Annotated in this window: 16 protein-coding genes; 12 read left to right on the top strand and 4 right to left on the bottom strand. The window is 48.4% G+C overall.

Annotated features, from left to right (window positions below; all coding sequences use genetic code 11):
- The first annotated feature begins 5 nt into the window (after positions 1 to 5).
- From IE074_RS00360 to IE074_RS00325, 8 genes are read left to right on the top strand one after another with little or no spacing between them, the layout of a single operon-like run.
- Complete coding sequence (locus IE074_RS00360; protein ID WP_189383462.1) at positions 6 to 944, top strand: MlaD family protein; 939 nt, start codon at positions 6 to 8, stop codon at positions 942 to 944.
- Positions 945 to 967: 23 nt separating this feature from the next.
- Positions 968 to 1,552, top strand: a complete 585-nt coding sequence (locus tag IE074_RS00355) for an ABC-type transport auxiliary lipoprotein family protein (protein ID WP_189383461.1) — start codon at positions 968 to 970, stop codon at positions 1,550 to 1,552.
- Positions 1,549 to 2,001, top strand: coding sequence for a D-aminoacyl-tRNA deacylase (gene dtd / locus IE074_RS00350; RefSeq protein WP_189383460.1), 453 nt, complete (start codon positions 1,549 to 1,551; stop codon positions 1,999 to 2,001). Before IE074_RS00355 ends, dtd begins: the two co-directional genes overlap by 4 nt.
- Positions 1,991 to 2,677 (top strand): ABC transporter ATP-binding protein, encoded by a 687-nt coding sequence (locus IE074_RS00345; RefSeq protein ID WP_229793829.1) that lies wholly within the window; start codon positions 1,991 to 1,993, stop codon positions 2,675 to 2,677. The genes dtd and IE074_RS00345 overlap by 11 nt, the downstream gene beginning before the upstream one ends.
- Positions 2,677 to 3,471: an ABC transporter permease gene (locus IE074_RS00340; RefSeq protein WP_189383459.1), complete on the top strand. Its 795-nt coding sequence runs from the start codon at positions 2,677 to 2,679 to the stop codon at positions 3,469 to 3,471. Before IE074_RS00345 ends, IE074_RS00340 begins: the two co-directional genes overlap by 1 nt.
- A 21-nt stretch (positions 3,472 to 3,492) precedes the next feature.
- Positions 3,493 to 6,285 (top strand): cation-translocating P-type ATPase, encoded by a 2,793-nt coding sequence (locus IE074_RS00335; RefSeq protein WP_189383458.1) that lies wholly within the window; start codon positions 3,493 to 3,495, stop codon positions 6,283 to 6,285.
- Positions 6,286 to 7,272 (top strand): calcium/sodium antiporter, encoded by a 987-nt coding sequence (locus IE074_RS00330; protein ID WP_189383457.1) that lies wholly within the window; start codon positions 6,286 to 6,288, stop codon positions 7,270 to 7,272.
- Positions 7,273 to 7,286: 14 nt separating this feature from the next.
- A complete protein-coding gene (locus tag IE074_RS00325) occupies positions 7,287 to 8,420 on the top strand; it encodes a 50S ribosomal protein L11 methyltransferase (RefSeq protein ID WP_189383456.1) in 1,134 nt (377 codons plus the stop codon).
- A 15-nt stretch (positions 8,421 to 8,435) separates the two neighbouring features.
- Here the strand turns inward: IE074_RS00325 and IE074_RS00320 are convergent, their stop codons facing one another.
- Positions 8,436 to 8,690: a hypothetical protein gene (locus IE074_RS00320; RefSeq protein ID WP_189383455.1), complete on the bottom strand. Its 255-nt coding sequence runs from the start codon at positions 8,688 to 8,690 to the stop codon at positions 8,436 to 8,438.
- 288 nt (positions 8,691 to 8,978) lie between these two features.
- On the opposite strand from IE074_RS00320, the gene IE074_RS00315 reads away from it, so the two are divergent.
- Both IE074_RS00315 and IE074_RS00310 read left to right on the top strand, forming a co-directional pair.
- Positions 8,979 to 9,353: a hypothetical protein gene (locus IE074_RS00315; protein ID WP_189383454.1), complete on the top strand. Its 375-nt coding sequence runs from the start codon at positions 8,979 to 8,981 to the stop codon at positions 9,351 to 9,353.
- A 186-nt stretch (positions 9,354 to 9,539) separates the two neighbouring features.
- On the top strand, positions 9,540 to 11,687 hold the full coding sequence (locus tag IE074_RS00310; RefSeq protein ID WP_189383453.1) for a UvrD-helicase domain-containing protein: 2,148 nt from the start codon (positions 9,540 to 9,542) through the stop codon (positions 11,685 to 11,687).
- Here IE074_RS00310 and IE074_RS00305 read toward each other — a convergent pair.
- Together IE074_RS00305 and IE074_RS14940 are read right to left on the bottom strand one after the other, a co-directional pair.
- The gene (locus tag IE074_RS00305) at positions 11,661 to 11,999 is read right to left on the bottom strand and encodes a hypothetical protein (protein ID WP_189383452.1); all 339 of its coding nucleotides are present in this window, start codon (positions 11,997 to 11,999) and stop codon (positions 11,661 to 11,663) included. The genes IE074_RS00310 and IE074_RS00305 overlap by 27 nt on opposite strands.
- Before the next feature lie 15 nt (positions 12,000 to 12,014).
- Positions 12,015 to 12,146: a hypothetical protein gene (locus IE074_RS14940; RefSeq protein ID WP_268247298.1), complete on the bottom strand. Its 132-nt coding sequence runs from the start codon at positions 12,144 to 12,146 to the stop codon at positions 12,015 to 12,017.
- 85 nt (positions 12,147 to 12,231) lie between these two features.
- Here IE074_RS14940 and dinB point away from each other — a divergent pair, with 85 nt between their 5' ends.
- The gene (gene dinB, locus IE074_RS00300) at positions 12,232 to 13,296 is read left to right on the top strand and encodes a DNA polymerase IV (protein ID WP_229793828.1); all 1,065 of its coding nucleotides are present in this window, start codon (positions 12,232 to 12,234) and stop codon (positions 13,294 to 13,296) included.
- Between the two features lie 120 nt (positions 13,297 to 13,416).
- On the opposite strand, the gene IE074_RS00295 is transcribed toward dinB, so the two are convergent.
- Positions 13,417 to 13,875, bottom strand: coding sequence for a GatB/YqeY domain-containing protein (locus IE074_RS00295; RefSeq protein WP_189383450.1), 459 nt, complete (start codon positions 13,873 to 13,875; stop codon positions 13,417 to 13,419).
- Between the two features lie 63 nt (positions 13,876 to 13,938).
- Here IE074_RS00295 and IE074_RS00290 point away from each other — a divergent pair, with 63 nt between their 5' ends.
- Positions 13,939 to 14,664, top strand: a complete 726-nt coding sequence (locus IE074_RS00290) for an alpha/beta hydrolase family protein (protein ID WP_189383449.1) — start codon at positions 13,939 to 13,941, stop codon at positions 14,662 to 14,664.
- Positions 14,665 to 14,666: the final 2 nt, after the last annotated feature.

Raw genomic sequence — 14,666 nt, 5'->3', positions numbered from 1 at the left:
AACGAATGGAACCCAAGGCGCATCACGTGCTGATTGGCATTTTTACCGTTGTGTGTACGGCGGCAGCCTTGTTATTTGCCCTTTGGTTGGGTAAATCCAGTGCTGACAACAATGCACGTTTTTACATTATTGAATTTAATCAAGGGGTAAGCGGCTTGTCCAAAGGCAGTGCCGTGCAGTATAGCGGCATCAAGGTGGGCGATGTGGTGTCTTTGTCTTTGCATCCCGATGACCCACGCAAGGTGCTTGCCCGTGTAAGGATTCAGGCAAATGTACCCATTAAACAGGATGTGACGGCCAAGTTAAGTATTACTGGCATTACCGGCCTTTCAGTGATTGAATTTAGCGGAGGTTCGCCAGGCAGCCCTGAATTAGTGGGTGTTGATGATGAGGATCCGGTTATTGTGGCTACGCCTTCGGCCTTAATGGCCTTATTAAGTAATGGTGAGTCATTAATGTATAACCTGACCGAGCTGATTGTGAATGCCAGAAATGTCCTGTCGGATGAGAATGCGGAAAAAATTGGCAATACGCTTGATAACATAGAAGATATTAGTAATTTCCTGTCTGCCAAGGAAACCAGTGTCGATGGCTTGCTGACCGAGTTGACGGCAATGGTCAAACAGGTTAATGGTGCCATGAAGTTTATTGGGGATCTGGCCAGTAATGGCAATGCCTTGCTCAGCCAGCAGGGTACCAGGGTATTGCAAAGTGCCAGCCAAGCCATGAAGTCAGTGGAAAATGCGGGTGCCAATATCCAGCAGCTGGTTAAAAACAATCAGGGGGCTATCGGGCAGGGTATGCAGGGGCTAAAGGGTATTGGGCCGGCTTTGCTTGAATTCAGGAATGCATTCAGTGATTTACAGGGCATTATCCGTCAACTTAAAGAAAATCCTTCCGAGTATCTGCTGCACGGCAATCAAATCAAGGAGTTCAAGCCATGAGAAGGCAATCCAGATGTATCATAATGGCATCGCTGGCTTCATTACTCGGCGCATGTTCAATTCTTCCCAAGTCTGACCCGCTCACCGTTTATCAGCTGCCAGCTGCCCACGAGGTCACGGCAGCGGCTTTTTCCGGTTTGTCTGGCAGGTCTTTAAGTGTTTTTACCCCTTATGCCGGCAGTTTTCTTGATACAGACCGTATCGCCGTTGTTCCATCCGGTAATCGTCTTAGCGTTTATGAGGGAAGTCGCTGGAGTGATCCTGCACCTGTTGTTTTCCGTAACAGGCTTGTTCGGGATCTGCGAAAAACCGCTGATCTGAAAGCGGTCGGCAACGAAAGGGAGAGTTTGCTTGCTGACTATCAATTGCGAGGAGATCTGGTTGATTTTCAAGTTGAATATCGAAATGAGCAACCTACAGCGCTCATTGCCTTTGAGGCCAGCCTTGTTAATGGACAAAGTGGCCGGGTGATTGCCAGCCGGCATTTCAGTGTTGCCGAACCGGTTGACGGGCGTCAGGTGCCTGAAGTCGTTCAGGCTTTCGGGCGGGCAGCAGGCCGAATCAATCATGACATTATTCAATGGGTATACCGGGTGGCTGGAAAATGAAAGTGGTTGTCCAGCGGGTACAAGAGGCCAGTGTCACGGTTGATGGTGAATTGGCAGCAAGTATTGGCCGCGGAATGCTGGTGCTGGTGGGTATAAGCCCAGTGGATACACAAAAAGATATTGATTATCTGGTGCGTAAAATTACTCAACTGCGCATTTTTGATGATCAGCAGGGCATCATGAATCTTTCCCTGCTTGACAAGGGTTTTGATATTCTCGCAGTTAGCCAGTTCACATTGTTGGCCGATACCCGCAAAGGCAATCGTCCTTCTTATATTAAGGCAGCCCGTCCGGAAATGGCTTTGCCGTTTTTTGATTGTTTTGTGCAGACGCTTGAAAAGGTCTTGGGTAAAACGGTGCCGACCGGTGTTTTTGGCGCCAATATGAAAGTGGCTCTCATCAACGATGGTCCTGTAACCATCCTCCTGGATAGCTTCGATGGACAATAAAAAGATCTTGCTAAAAGCCGAAAATCTTTGCCGGATAGATCCTGTCAACAAGGTCAAACTGGTGAAGTCCGCTTCTTGTATGATTCATCAGGGTGACCGTATCGTTCTTTCCGGGAGTTCGGGTTCGGGAAAGAGTGTGTTTTGTCGTATGCTGGCCCTGCTTGACCAACCCGACCAGGGTAGTATTACTTTTAACGGACAACTTGTAAGGCAGGCAGATATTCCGCATTATCGTTCAGCGGTGGCTTATATTCGGCAACGACCCGTATTGTTAAGGGGAACGGTACAGGAAAATTTGATGTTTCCCTTTGCGTTGCATATCAACCGGGAGCGTCGCTTCAATCCTGAAAAAATAGCGCGTTTTTTAGCCATGATAGATAAACCGGACACTTTTTTGCAAAAAAATGCGGCTGATTTATCGGGTGGTGAAAGGCAACTGGTTTGTCTGTTACGGGTTTTGCAACTGGATCCGGTTATCTTGCTGCTTGATGAGCCCACTTCTGCCCTGGATATGGACATGGCTATGCAGGTGGAATTATTAATCAATAAATGGATGCAGCTGCATGATGAAACCAGGGCTTATGTGTGGATCAGTCATGATGAGCAGCAAAAAAAGCGTGTTGGGCAGCAAGTCTGGCACATGAATGCCGGTGTGTTAACAACTGGGGTCGCGTAATGGCTTCCTATATAGAAATTTCCTACCTGGATATCGCCTTGGCCTCTTTGCTGGTGCTGGCCAATGGCTTGATTTCCCTCCTGTTAAAGCTCAGGCTTGAAAAGAGTCTGTTAGTGGCTGCCGTCAGGATGGTTGTTCAGCTGTTGCTGATTGGTTATATTCTGAAATGGGTGTTTAGTGTAGATCAATGGTATGTGGTGTTGCTGATTATTGGCATCATGACTTTTATAGCCGGTATGGCCGCGCATAATCGCAATCGTATCCAATATGGCGGCATGAGAGTAGATGCGTTGGTTTCGGTCTGGGTGTCTTCCTGGTTGATTGCCTTGCTGGGGCTGGTTGTTGTGTTGCAGGTACAGCCTTGGTATAAGCCCCAGTACGTGATTCCCATTATGGGCATGATTCTGGGAAATACGCTTACCGGCGTGTCCTTGGGCCTGGATCGTATTACCCATGAATTAACCCAAAAACGTGAACAGGTTGAAATGCTGCTTTCTCTTGGAGCGAGTCGTTGGGAAGCGTATAAAGAGCCAGCACAAAATGCCGTCATGGCAGGCATGATGCCAACAATTAACAGTATGATGGTCATTGGGCTGGTGAGTCTTCCCGGCATGATGACTGGGCAGATTCTGGCTGGCCAGGATCCTGAACAGGCAATTCGCTACCAGATTATTGTCATGTTTTTTCTTAGCGCAGCCTCTGCAATTGGTTGTGTGTTGGCCGTGCTGTTTGTTTTCAGGCGTTTGTTTTCAAAATCGCATAATTTCATGTATTGGAAACTGCAGGAAAAATAATCTTCAAAGGGAAACAGGGAAATGGCAAAGCAACGTGGCGGGATGGACCCTTCAGTACAAAGCCCCGAGGCGATTGTACTGGAGCTGGGCACTCATCCTGAAACCGGTTTGAGCAGTTCACAGGCAAGCCAACGATTGCAAAAGGATGGCCCCAATGAGCTGAGGGCTGCCATGCCGGTTCCCGGCTGGAAACGGTTTTTGAGGCAGTTTCAGGATCCATTGGTTTATTTGTTGCTGATTGCCATTTTGATTTCCGTGATTGCCTGGGCCGTAGAGGGTTGGGTAGGCTGGCCCATTGATGCGCTGGTGATTTTATTGATTGTGGTGGGTAATGCCATTTTGGGTTATGTGCAAGAGAACAAGGCGCAAAACGCGGTGGCGGCACTGGCAAAAATGACCGAAGTCACGTCTGCCGTATTGCGTGATGGCGTGGTGAGCCGTGTACCCAGTACCAGTCTGGTGGTCGGAGATATTCTCATGCTGGAAGAGGGGGATGCCGTCGGGGCTGATGCCCGGCTCCTTCGTGCGTCGGCCCTGAAAGTCCAGGAAGCGTCCCTGACGGGTGAAAGCGAGGCCGTCATGAAAGATGCGGCTCGCCTGGAGCGGGTTTTGCCGTTAGGTGACCGCCTGAACATGATTTTCAAGGGAACCGCGGTAGTGCAGGGCACCGGCAAAGCGGTGGTAACGGCAACCGGCATGGAGACGGAAATGGGATCCATTGCGCAAATGCTGGATCAAACTATTGAAGGGCCAACCCCTTTGCAAAAGGAAATCGGCCATATTGGCCGTATGCTTGGTAAAGCCGTGATTGCTATTGCCATGGTCGTGGTAATTACTGTATTGTTGCTGGCGGAAATAAAAAGTATTTCAGATGTCATCAATGTCCTGTTGCTGGGGGTTTCGCTGGCGGTGGCTGCAGTGCCCGAGGGCTTGCCTGCCATATTGTCGGTGGTATTGGCGCTGGGTGTCCAGAAGATGGCCAATCGCAAGGCCATCGTTAAAAAACTGTCTTCCGTCGAAACGCTGGGCTCAGCTTCGGTGATTTGTACTGATAAAACCGGTACGCTAACCCGTTCGGAAATGACCATTGGGCAGGCATATACCAGTTCCGGTTGTATCGAGTTAAGCGGAGTTGGCTATATACCGGAAGGGAGTGTCAGATTTCAGGGTAAGCCACTGGAATCGGGCCAGTTGCATGCCGAACAGATTGTGCTGCTGAGTGGTGGCAGCCTGGCCAATAATGCGGATTTGCGGCTGAACAAGGACGGAGAGTGGGAAATCCAGGGAGATCCGACCGAAGCCGCTTTTCTGGTGGCCGAACAGAAACTGAATGTGGCAGATCGTCGTAAACAGCGTTTTGAAAGGGTCCTGGAAATTCCTTTCAGTTCCGACCGGAAAATGATGTCGACCATTGAAAAAGACCATGAGCATGACGACATGCTGGTTTTGATCAGTAAGGGAGCACCTGACATACTTATGCAGCGTTGCACGCTATGTCGATCAGGAATGGAGGTGGTGGCTTTTACCGATGCGTTGCGGGCCAAGGCATTGGCCGATGTGGATCGCTTGTCCGGTGCCGCTTATCGGACTCTTTCCGTTGCCTATCGTCCTGTAGCCAGTCACGAAGATCTTGAACACCTTGAAGCGCTTGAACAAAATATGATCTTTGTCGGTACGGTCGGAATTATCGATCCACCGCGTGAAGAAGTGAGGCCTGCCATTCAGGAAGCTCACCGGGCAGGCATAAGGGTCATCATGATTACGGGGGACCATCCGCGCACGGCATCCCGTATTGCACAGGATTTGGGCATTATTGCTGAGGGTGAGGGCGCACTGACCGGTGAAGAACTTGATCGGCTTGATGAGCAGGCTTTCCGGCAGGCCGTGGAAAAAGTTTCCGTTTTCGCCAGGGTGGCACCCGTTCATAAGCAGCGTATTGTGGATGCACTGCAAACGATGGGGCATATTGTGGCCATGACGGGTGATGGCGTCAACGATGCACCTGCCCTGAAAGCGGCTGACATTGGTGTGGCCATGGGGATTACCGGTACCGAAGTCACCAAAGAGGCCGGCAAGATGATTCTTGCCGATGATAACTTTGCCACCATTGTGTCTGCGGTTCGTGAAGGTCGCAATATTTTTGACAATATCCGCAAGTTCCTGCGTTATTTGCTGTCTTCCAATATGGGCGAGGTGCTGACCGTGTTTTTGGGGGTAATTGGCGCAGGTCTGCTTGGTTTGTATTCGGAAAACGGAGGGGTTGTGGTGCCCCTGATGGCTACCCAGATTCTATGGATCAATCTGGTTACCGATTCGGGGCCTGCGCTGGCCATGGGGCTAGACCCGCAGACCGAAGACGTGATGGCGCGCAAGCCGCGTTTGCAAACCGAACGTACCATTAATGGCAGAATGTGGCTGGGTGTTTTCCTGGTGGGGCTGGTGATGAGTTTTGCCACCTTGTTGACGATAGATTTTTATTTGCCAGGAGGCATGATGGAAGGGAGCGAAAGCCTTGAGCTTGCCCGTACTGCGGGTTTTACGGTACTTGTTTTTGCCCAGTTATTCAACTGCTTTAATGCCCGCTCGGAATTAAGCAGTGCATTCACGCATATGTTTGTTAACCGGTGGCTCTTGGGGGCTGTGGGTTTGTCTGTTTTGTTACAGCTTGCCGTGGTGCATGTCGGCTTTCTTAATGTGGCATTCAATACTGTTCCCCTTAGTCTGGAACAATGGGGCGTGTGCGTTTTGATGGGTAGTAGCGTTTTGTGGTTTAGTGAAATCCGCAAATTGGTCTTGAGACAGCTGGAGAAGTAATTGGAATTTCATCCTGCAGTTATTTTTGTAGCTGGTCTGGTTATTATTATCCTGGGTGCCGAGATGATTCTCAGAAGTGCTTCCCGTATTGCCATCATGTTACATATCAAGCCGATTATTATTGGCCTGACCATTGTTTCTGTTGGTACCAGTACTCCTGAACTGGCGGTGGGATTAACCGCTAATTTTGGTGGTAAGGGAGAGTTGGCTATTGGCAATATTATTGGAGCAAACCTGTTTAATATTCTTTTTATCCTGGGTTTAAGTGCTGCTATTCGTGCTTTACCCATTCATGGACAAAGCTTGAAGCTGGATTTGCCAATGATTTTTTTTAGTGCTTTGTTATTGCTGTTTTTATCTTATGACGGGGTTATCAGCCAGTTTGATGGTGGCATTTTATTGCTCGTGGGTATTCTTTATACCATTTCCCTTATTTACTTAAGTCGCAAAGAGTCTATTGCGATTCAGCATGAGTTTGTTGAAGCGTATGGTGCTGAAAAAATGATCACTACCTGGACTGCGACCTCTAAAATCTGGAATCTGCTTATATTGTGTTCAGGTATGGCCATGTCGGTGCTGGGTGCAAATTTGCTGGTGGACAGTGCGGTAAGTATTGCAGAAAGCTATGGTGTCTCTAATGCCATTATCGGTTTGACTATTGTAGCCTTTGGGACCTCTTCGCCAGAGTTGGTGACAACACTCTTGGCCACTTTCAAGAATGATCGTGATGTGGCGATTGGTAATTTAATTGGCAGTGGTATTTATAATATCCTGTTCATTCTGGGTATGATCACTTTTGTTGTACCGGGAGGGGTTAATGTAGGGTTGGATGTACTGTGGATCGATTTGCCATTAATGATTGCGGTGTCCCTGTTGTGCTATCCGATCTTTAAAAGTAATAAAATGGTGTCACGCAAGGAAGGGGTGTTGTTTGTCTCGCTTTATTGCATTTACATAGGCGTATTGTTATCACGATTGCAGTCATAAGATAAAAGGAAAAAATGTCCCAAACCATCTCCTGGCAGGAAAACGAAATAAACCATCTTGTCCAGTGGCATTCTGAAAGCGGGGCCAGGCCACCCAGGCGTATTGTTCCCGTGAATGACACCCTGACTGCCGATGAAGCACTTAAGCTGGCGCACGAAGGGGCCGGTTTGTTGTGGCAGGGTGATTACCAGAATGCCCGTCAGCTGTTGCAGGCCATGACACGGCGTCTTGACAAAAGAACAGCCAGGAAAAAAGAAAAAAACAGCCAGGAAAATATCCGTGATGTTTTCAATTTATACCGCCTGGGGCAGGCTCAGCGTGCCCGCTTGTTAGGCATGCTGTTAATTCGAATCGAACCAGGCTTTAATATTGCGCTTCGACGTGCTCCCGATCTTCAACAGGCCTGTGCGCAAGTGTATGCGCATACCAGTGCTTTTGTTGTTTCACTTCGAGAATTATTGGGTGTAATTGGCGCTTATGAATGGCGCCGTAACGGCGTGCCGGTGCCCCAGGCCGGTGGCAAGATCCACCCTTTTTACGGTGTGTTTTCACCGGTAAGGGGCGAGTATTTGCAGTTGCTTGATCAGGCGCCTTTGCCTGAAACCTGTCAAACAGCTTTTGATATTGGTACCGGTACCGGTGTTCTGTCAATTATTCTGGCAAAACGGGGTGTTCAGCGCATTGTGGCAACTGATATGCAGGAAAGGGCGGTTGAATGCGCCCGTTTCAATATCGCCAATCTGGGCTATGAACAAGTGATAACGGTAGAGCAGCGTTATTTCTTTCCTGAAGGCAAGGCGGATTTGATTGTTTGCAATCCACCCTGGCTTCCCGCGAAGCCTTCCTCACCGCTGGAGCAGGCGGTGTATGATCCGGATAGTGCAATGCTGAAGGGTTTTTTGCAAAACCTGCCAGCCCATTTAAACCGCAACGGACAAGGATGGCTGATTTTGTCTGATCTTGCCGAGCACCTTGGCTTACGAAGCCGGGAGGACTTGCTTGAATGGATACGGCAGGCGGGATTAACTGTATTGGAAAGGCATGATATAAAACCGCATCATGCCAAGGTGGCAGATACCACAGACCTGTTACATGCCGCCAGGAAAGCTGAAGTTACCAGTTTGTGGCGGCTTGTTGTGCAGGACTGAATAAGCGCTGGTGAATTAATGACACTGGAAGGTCATGAAATAGGCATCGTCCGGGTTGCCTGAACCGGTTGGCGCATGTTGTGATGCGTTAATGACCGATTGCCCCCCGCAGGTGGACTGTGCCGTTTTCATGCACATTTCCCAATTGGGTGGCGTATTGGCGTTTTCAGAGCATTTCACGCCAAAATTGTTTCTGTCAACGATGTCTATGCCGCTAGAGGCGCAGCCTGCCAACACAAGGGGAAAAATAGCGAACAGTATTTTTTTCATGAATTTTATCTCCTGGGACAGCAAATATTGTAACGAAAATAAGGGAGGTTTTTTACTTTTATTGGTATTAAGGATATAGTATTTTAGTGTCTGAAGAAAATTTCTTACTGTTTTAACGTAATGTGCTTTTCTAATGTTTACACTTGCAATGTAACCGTCCGGATTGGCAAAAGGCTTTTATCATGGGGCCTGGTATCTGATGGTTTCTTTTTGTTTCAGAACTTGTGATTGCAAGAGTTACAATAGACAATATGCTAACCGGTAACGCCTACTTGAAGGATTTCAATCATGAGAAAATATATTATCCCTGCTTTGGTTATGCTCACTGCTTCAACAATGGTTCAGGCTCAGGAAAAAGATACGCGTTCTGCATGGGCAAAATCCCAGGATATGTATGTAGAACCTACCTTACGTATTAAAGAAACAACGATTATAATAACTCCTGAACAGGCCCAGCAACTTAATATGGGTACAAAACAACTGCCAGCGGGTTCATATCAGGAGGGTTCAACGGTCAGGACTATTGTTCATCCTGATGGGCGTGTGGAACAGGTTCAAGAGGCCGCAGGCAGTACCGTTCCTGTTGCTCCACCTGTTTCTGGTACAACGCAAATGGCACCACAAGGTACGGCGCCAGTGCAGGATCTGTCTACGCCAAAGTAAGACGCTAAGGCTTCGGCACTCGCCTGGCCTGGCTTTTTAGTCAGACACCCCAGGCAGTCCATATGCCCGCCTTAAAGGCGGGCATTTCTATTTCCGCTCCTGTTGTCCTGGATACATTTAGCCATTGCAGCGTTTTGTGCGAGTTTCTCTTATTAGAATTAGGTGGCATTAAAAACAGGAGCAAAGATGAATCACACGGGCAGTGAAGCTGAATTACAGGAACTGGATGCCTATAAAAGCCTGTTTGACAGGGTAGAGCGACAACCCCTTACACCTGAGCAACGTGCTGCCTGTGTATCCAGTGCCAGAAATACCCTGGTCTTGGCAGGGGCGGGTACCGGAAAAACCAGTACCCTGGCAGGCCGGGCGGCTTATTTGCAGGCCAGTGGCAAGGCCAGGCCAGAGCAGATTCTGTTGCTGGCGTTTGCCCGCGAGGCAGCCAATGAAATGGATAGCCGTATTGCTTCCCGGCAGACTCAGCAGGACAAGTCTGTTGAAGCCAGAACATTTCATGCCTTGGGGCTGAGTATTGTCCAGGAGGTTGAGCAAACCACGATTGCCCTGTCCGAATTAAGTGATGAGGCTGTCTTGTTGTCCTGTCTTGAAAGAGAGTTTCTTCAATTATTCAATCATTCCGACAGGTATGGGTGTCTTGTGTTGTCCTGGTTTGATGCCTATGAAACCCAACCTTGTTTTCGCTCCTGTTTTCAGGAAGAAAAAAATTACCAGGCCTATTTGGGCCAGCAGGTTTTCAGGTCGTATAACGATGATTACACCAGGAATATGAGCGAAATGCTGTTTGCCAATGCGCTGGCTGTGCTGGGCATCCGTTATGGTTATCGGGCGCATTATTTCAGGGATGTGTATCTGCGTGCTTATGAACCCTATTGTTGCTGCTTTTACTTGCCAGCCTACGATTGCTATGTGGAAATTCATGATTTACCCGAATCTCTGATCAAGCATTATCCGGCGGTGGAAAAATACCGCTCCAGGGTGCGTGGGATTCACCGCAGCAATGGGACTTTCCTGCTTGAGTTTTATGAGCAGGAAATAGGTGCTTCGGGTGGCAATCCGTTTGTGGGCCAGATTCAGCAGGCCCTGGGTCTTAAGACTGAACGTTTGCAAGTTTCAGACAAACTGTTCCGCTCGCCTTCCCGTTTGCGCAATTTATTGGGTTTGTTAAAGTCGGCGCTGCTGGCGGCCCGGTCGGGTAAGCAAAGCTTGCCTGTCATGCGGGCCATGCTGGAAAATAAAACTGATTTTCAGAGTCGCTATAAGGTGGTCTTGCTGGATTTGTTAATGCCCCTGGCTCAGTCGCATGAACAATATATTCTTCGTTCCGGGAAGATTGATTATGCCATGATGATTGACAGGGCGACCCGCTATGTTCGGGAGGGCAGGTATACCGCCTTATGGAGTGATATCCTGATTGATGAATTTCAGGATTTGTCTGCCCCGCGGTATGAGTTAATCAAGGCAATCAGAGAGCAAAATCCACAAATACGGCTTTTTTGCGTGGGCGATGACTGGCAGGCTATTTATCGCTTTGCAGGCAGTGATATTGGCTATACCTCAAGGTTTGAGTCCTGGTTTGGCAAGGCCAGGTGTATGGCCTTGTGTCGCACCTTCCGTTTTAATAACCAGATTTCGGCCGTTGCAAGTCGATTTGTGCTGGAAAACCCCTCGCAAACCCGTAAAAATCTGATTACCCGTGTGCGGCAGACAAGGCCGGCTGTTAGCGTGCTGGATGATAAACAAGGCGTGGCAAGTGTCTTGCAGGATATTGTCCTGAAACAGGGCGAAAAGCCGGAAATAACCGTACTGATCCTGGCGCGCTTCAGGCATTTGCTGGTGCCGGCATCTACCCTGCAAGGTTGGCAGCAGCAATTCAAGGGAGTGCATTTGCGTTGTTTAACGGTGCATGCTGCCAAAGGACAAGAGGCCGATTATGTCATTGTTTTGGGCTTGAATAATGGCGAGTTCGGGTTTCCATCGGGCAAAGAGTCCAATCTATTGCATGAATCCCTGTTGCCAGAGGCGGAAGATTTTACGCAGGCAGAAGAGCGGCGCCTGTTCTATGTAGCATTAACCCGGGCCAGACATCATGTTTATCTGATGTATGAGCCCAATCATCCATCAGCGTTTGTGCTTGAATTATTAACTAACGATTATGCGGTAGAAGTGCTGGAACATAAAGACCCGCACGCGGGCAGAGTTTTACCTTTCTTGCGTTCTGGGCCTTCGCCAATTGGCGAAAGCCCTGCATATACCCAGGTCAAACAGTGGATGAAAACGAGGTTGCTTCGATTAATTGGGTTTGATAAAAGCGCGTGAATCGTGATAGTTCAGGAAATCCAGTCCGGTATGGAAGCTGTTTTCATCTGAGCAAAAGAAAATAACCGTATCTTCAGATTGCATGTTGACCAGCACGGATTCCATTTCGTCTTCAATGTCCTGGGATTCGTCAAGCGATGCAACATGGATATCATTGCCTTGTTCAAAACGTTCTTTGGGAACCAGAGTGGTAATTTCCTCGAAATCGGTTTCACCCAGGATGAAATAAATGTTCAATAACAGGTTTTCAACTTCACACTGGATTTCGATGCCGTGCTCAAGGGGGCGGATTAAAGTGCTTTGCAGTTCCATGGGGTAGCGTTGTGGTTACTGGGTGATCATTAAATTGGTTGGGGGCGGTACATCGGCAGGCACCGAAGGGGCGCCATCATAAGCGCCTTTGCTGGCGCAAGCGGCAAGTAGGGCGGTAACCGCCAGCAGAATTAATTTGTTTTTCATGATTTATAATGAACGTGTATGAAGGATTTGGTTGGTGCTTAATGCATAACTGTTCATTGTAATCCAATTTAAGGTTTGCTTTTTGATGACGCGCAAGATTATTCATGTTGACATGGATGCCTTCTATGCCTCTGTCGAGCTTAGGGAGAATCCGTCGTTGCAGGGCAAGCCGGTAGTGGTTGCCTGGGATAGTGCCCGCTCGGTGATTTGTGCCGCGTCTTATGAGGCAAGGAAATACGGTTTGCGTTCTGCCATGTCAGTGGCCAAGGCCAGGCAATTATGTCCGCAGGCTATTTATATTCCTCCCAATTTTGATCTTTACCGCTCGGTTTCAAGGCAGGTAAGGTCGGTGTTTGAATGTTACACCAACAAAATAGAGCCTTTGTCACTAGACGAAGCCTATCTGGACGTAACATCAAATTTCAAGAATCTGCCCTCTGCCACCGAGGTCGCCAATGCCATTCGGGCGGATATTTTTTCGCTTACAGGATTAACGGCATCCGCAGGTGTGGCACCTAACAAATTTCTGGCAAAAATTGCTTCGGATTGGCGCAAGCCCAATGGTATTTTTGTCATTTCTCCTGCAAAAGTACAAGCTTTCCTGGCACCTCTGCCGTTACAGAAAATACCCGGCGTGGGTAAAGTGACCCTGGCCAAGTTTCATCAATTGGGCATGTTTACGGTGAGTGATCTTTTAGGCTTTAATGATGCCGAGCTGGCGTACCATTTTGGCAAATTCGGCTATCGCCTGTATCAACTGGCACGTGGGGTTGATGAGCGCCCGGTAGAATCCAATCAGCCAGCCCAGCAAATTTCAACAGAAACCACGTTTGAAGAAGATATTTTGTTTGAGCAGATAGAGGCCTTCCTGGCAGCATTGTGCGCCAAGTTATGGGTGCAGCTGCTTAAAAAGAAAAAATTTGGCTGTACGGTGACACTAAAGCTTAAAACAAATACGTTTCGCATTATTACCCGTTCAAAAACATTTTCTGTGCCCCTGCACAGCCAGGTTCACTTGCTTCAGGCGGGTCTGTCATTGCTGGAAAGGGTGGATGAAGACCTTAAGAATCACCAGTTTCGTCTGGTTGGCATTGGCGTTAGCCATTTTCCAGAAGACCGGCAAGGTGGTATGCAACTGTCCTTGTTGTAGGGGGGCATCTGGCACTGGCTTAATGCATGCCAGGTAACGCCTGCCGTGTTGTGGGGGTGGAGCCAGCCAGGGGCATGGTTGCGGTGAGCTAAACAAGGCCTGGCTGGCGGAGGGGTAAAATTACATTAGGCGGGCTTTGAGTTGTTTGGACAGTTCAGACATGTCAGCGCGGCCGGCCAGTTTTTGCTTGATGATAGCCATGGCCTTACCCATGGCAGGCGCACCGCTAACCCCTTGGGCGGCGACTGCTTCGATGGCGGCGGTAATGACGGCAATTATTTCTTCCGGGCTAGCCTGTTCGGGCAGAAATTCACTAAGCACTTGCATTTCAGCTTTTTCCGCTTCGGCAGTTTCGGTGCGTCCGGCTTTTTCGTAGGCGGAAATGGATTCTTTTCTTTGTTTGATTTGCTTTTCGATAATAGCCAGAATGTCGTCATTGGACAGTTCCGTACGCTCATCTACCTCTTTTTGCTTGATGGCGGCCTGCAATAAACGCAAGGTGCCCAGGCGCTCGGATTGTTTGGCGCGCATTGCATTTTTAATTTCTTCCGAGATGGTTTGTTTTAAAGAATCAGACATGAAAATTCCAGGGGAATGTTAAGATAGAGCTATATTATTACGCAGTTTTTTATAGGCATCAACATGACAGAGCTGGTAACTGAAAGAATACTTGTTCCCGGAAATAACGATATCAGGCAATTATTTATTATCTTTTTTGATGATATACGACAAAAAGATAATCTTGATGTGCTGGTTCAGCAAATATGCAAGCATTTTGAAAATGCTGCGGTGGTGGCGGTTTGCCATTATCCGGCTCAGGCCAATAAACCCGACTCTTGGGAAGGGAAGCTGCTGCAGCATTTGGGACTGACAGAAGCGGAACTGAGCCAGATGGTGGCACAAAGTGGTGAGCAATATCTTGCTTATATCAATGAAAAAAGGCAAGAGTTTGGTCTTCCCGCCCAGGCAACCGCCCTTGTTGGGGTTGGTTATGCCGCCAGCGTGGTACTTGAATTGACCAAGGCCGAACAGGTTCCGGCAGGTCGGGTCATTACTTTTGGCGGGCGGTATATACAATTGCCTGAATCCCTGTCTATTGAACAGACCATTCATTTATTGCATGCTGATGAAGATGAGAAAGTCAGTATTCATTTTGCCCGTGATACCCACCTTCATATAGATCAAATACAGGGTGACGCAACGGTGGATATTGCCAATAAAACCAAAAACTCGCTAGACCCGGTACTTAGTAAGAGAATGATAGAGCGGCTGCTGACCTGTGTGCCTTTAAGATTCTGGCAGGAAGCCGAAGGAGGCGAATACGAGTTGCGTCAAACGGGCCCCGAACCCGATGACACGATTCATTGATA

Origin of the sequence: Advenella faeciporci (genome assembly GCF_014652395.1) — a bacterium.
Taxonomy (GTDB): domain Bacteria; phylum Pseudomonadota; class Gammaproteobacteria; order Burkholderiales; family Burkholderiaceae_B; genus Advenella; species Advenella faeciporci.
The sequence above is the reverse complement of the archived record's forward strand: the minus strand, read 5'-3'. Positions and strand labels throughout refer to the sequence as shown.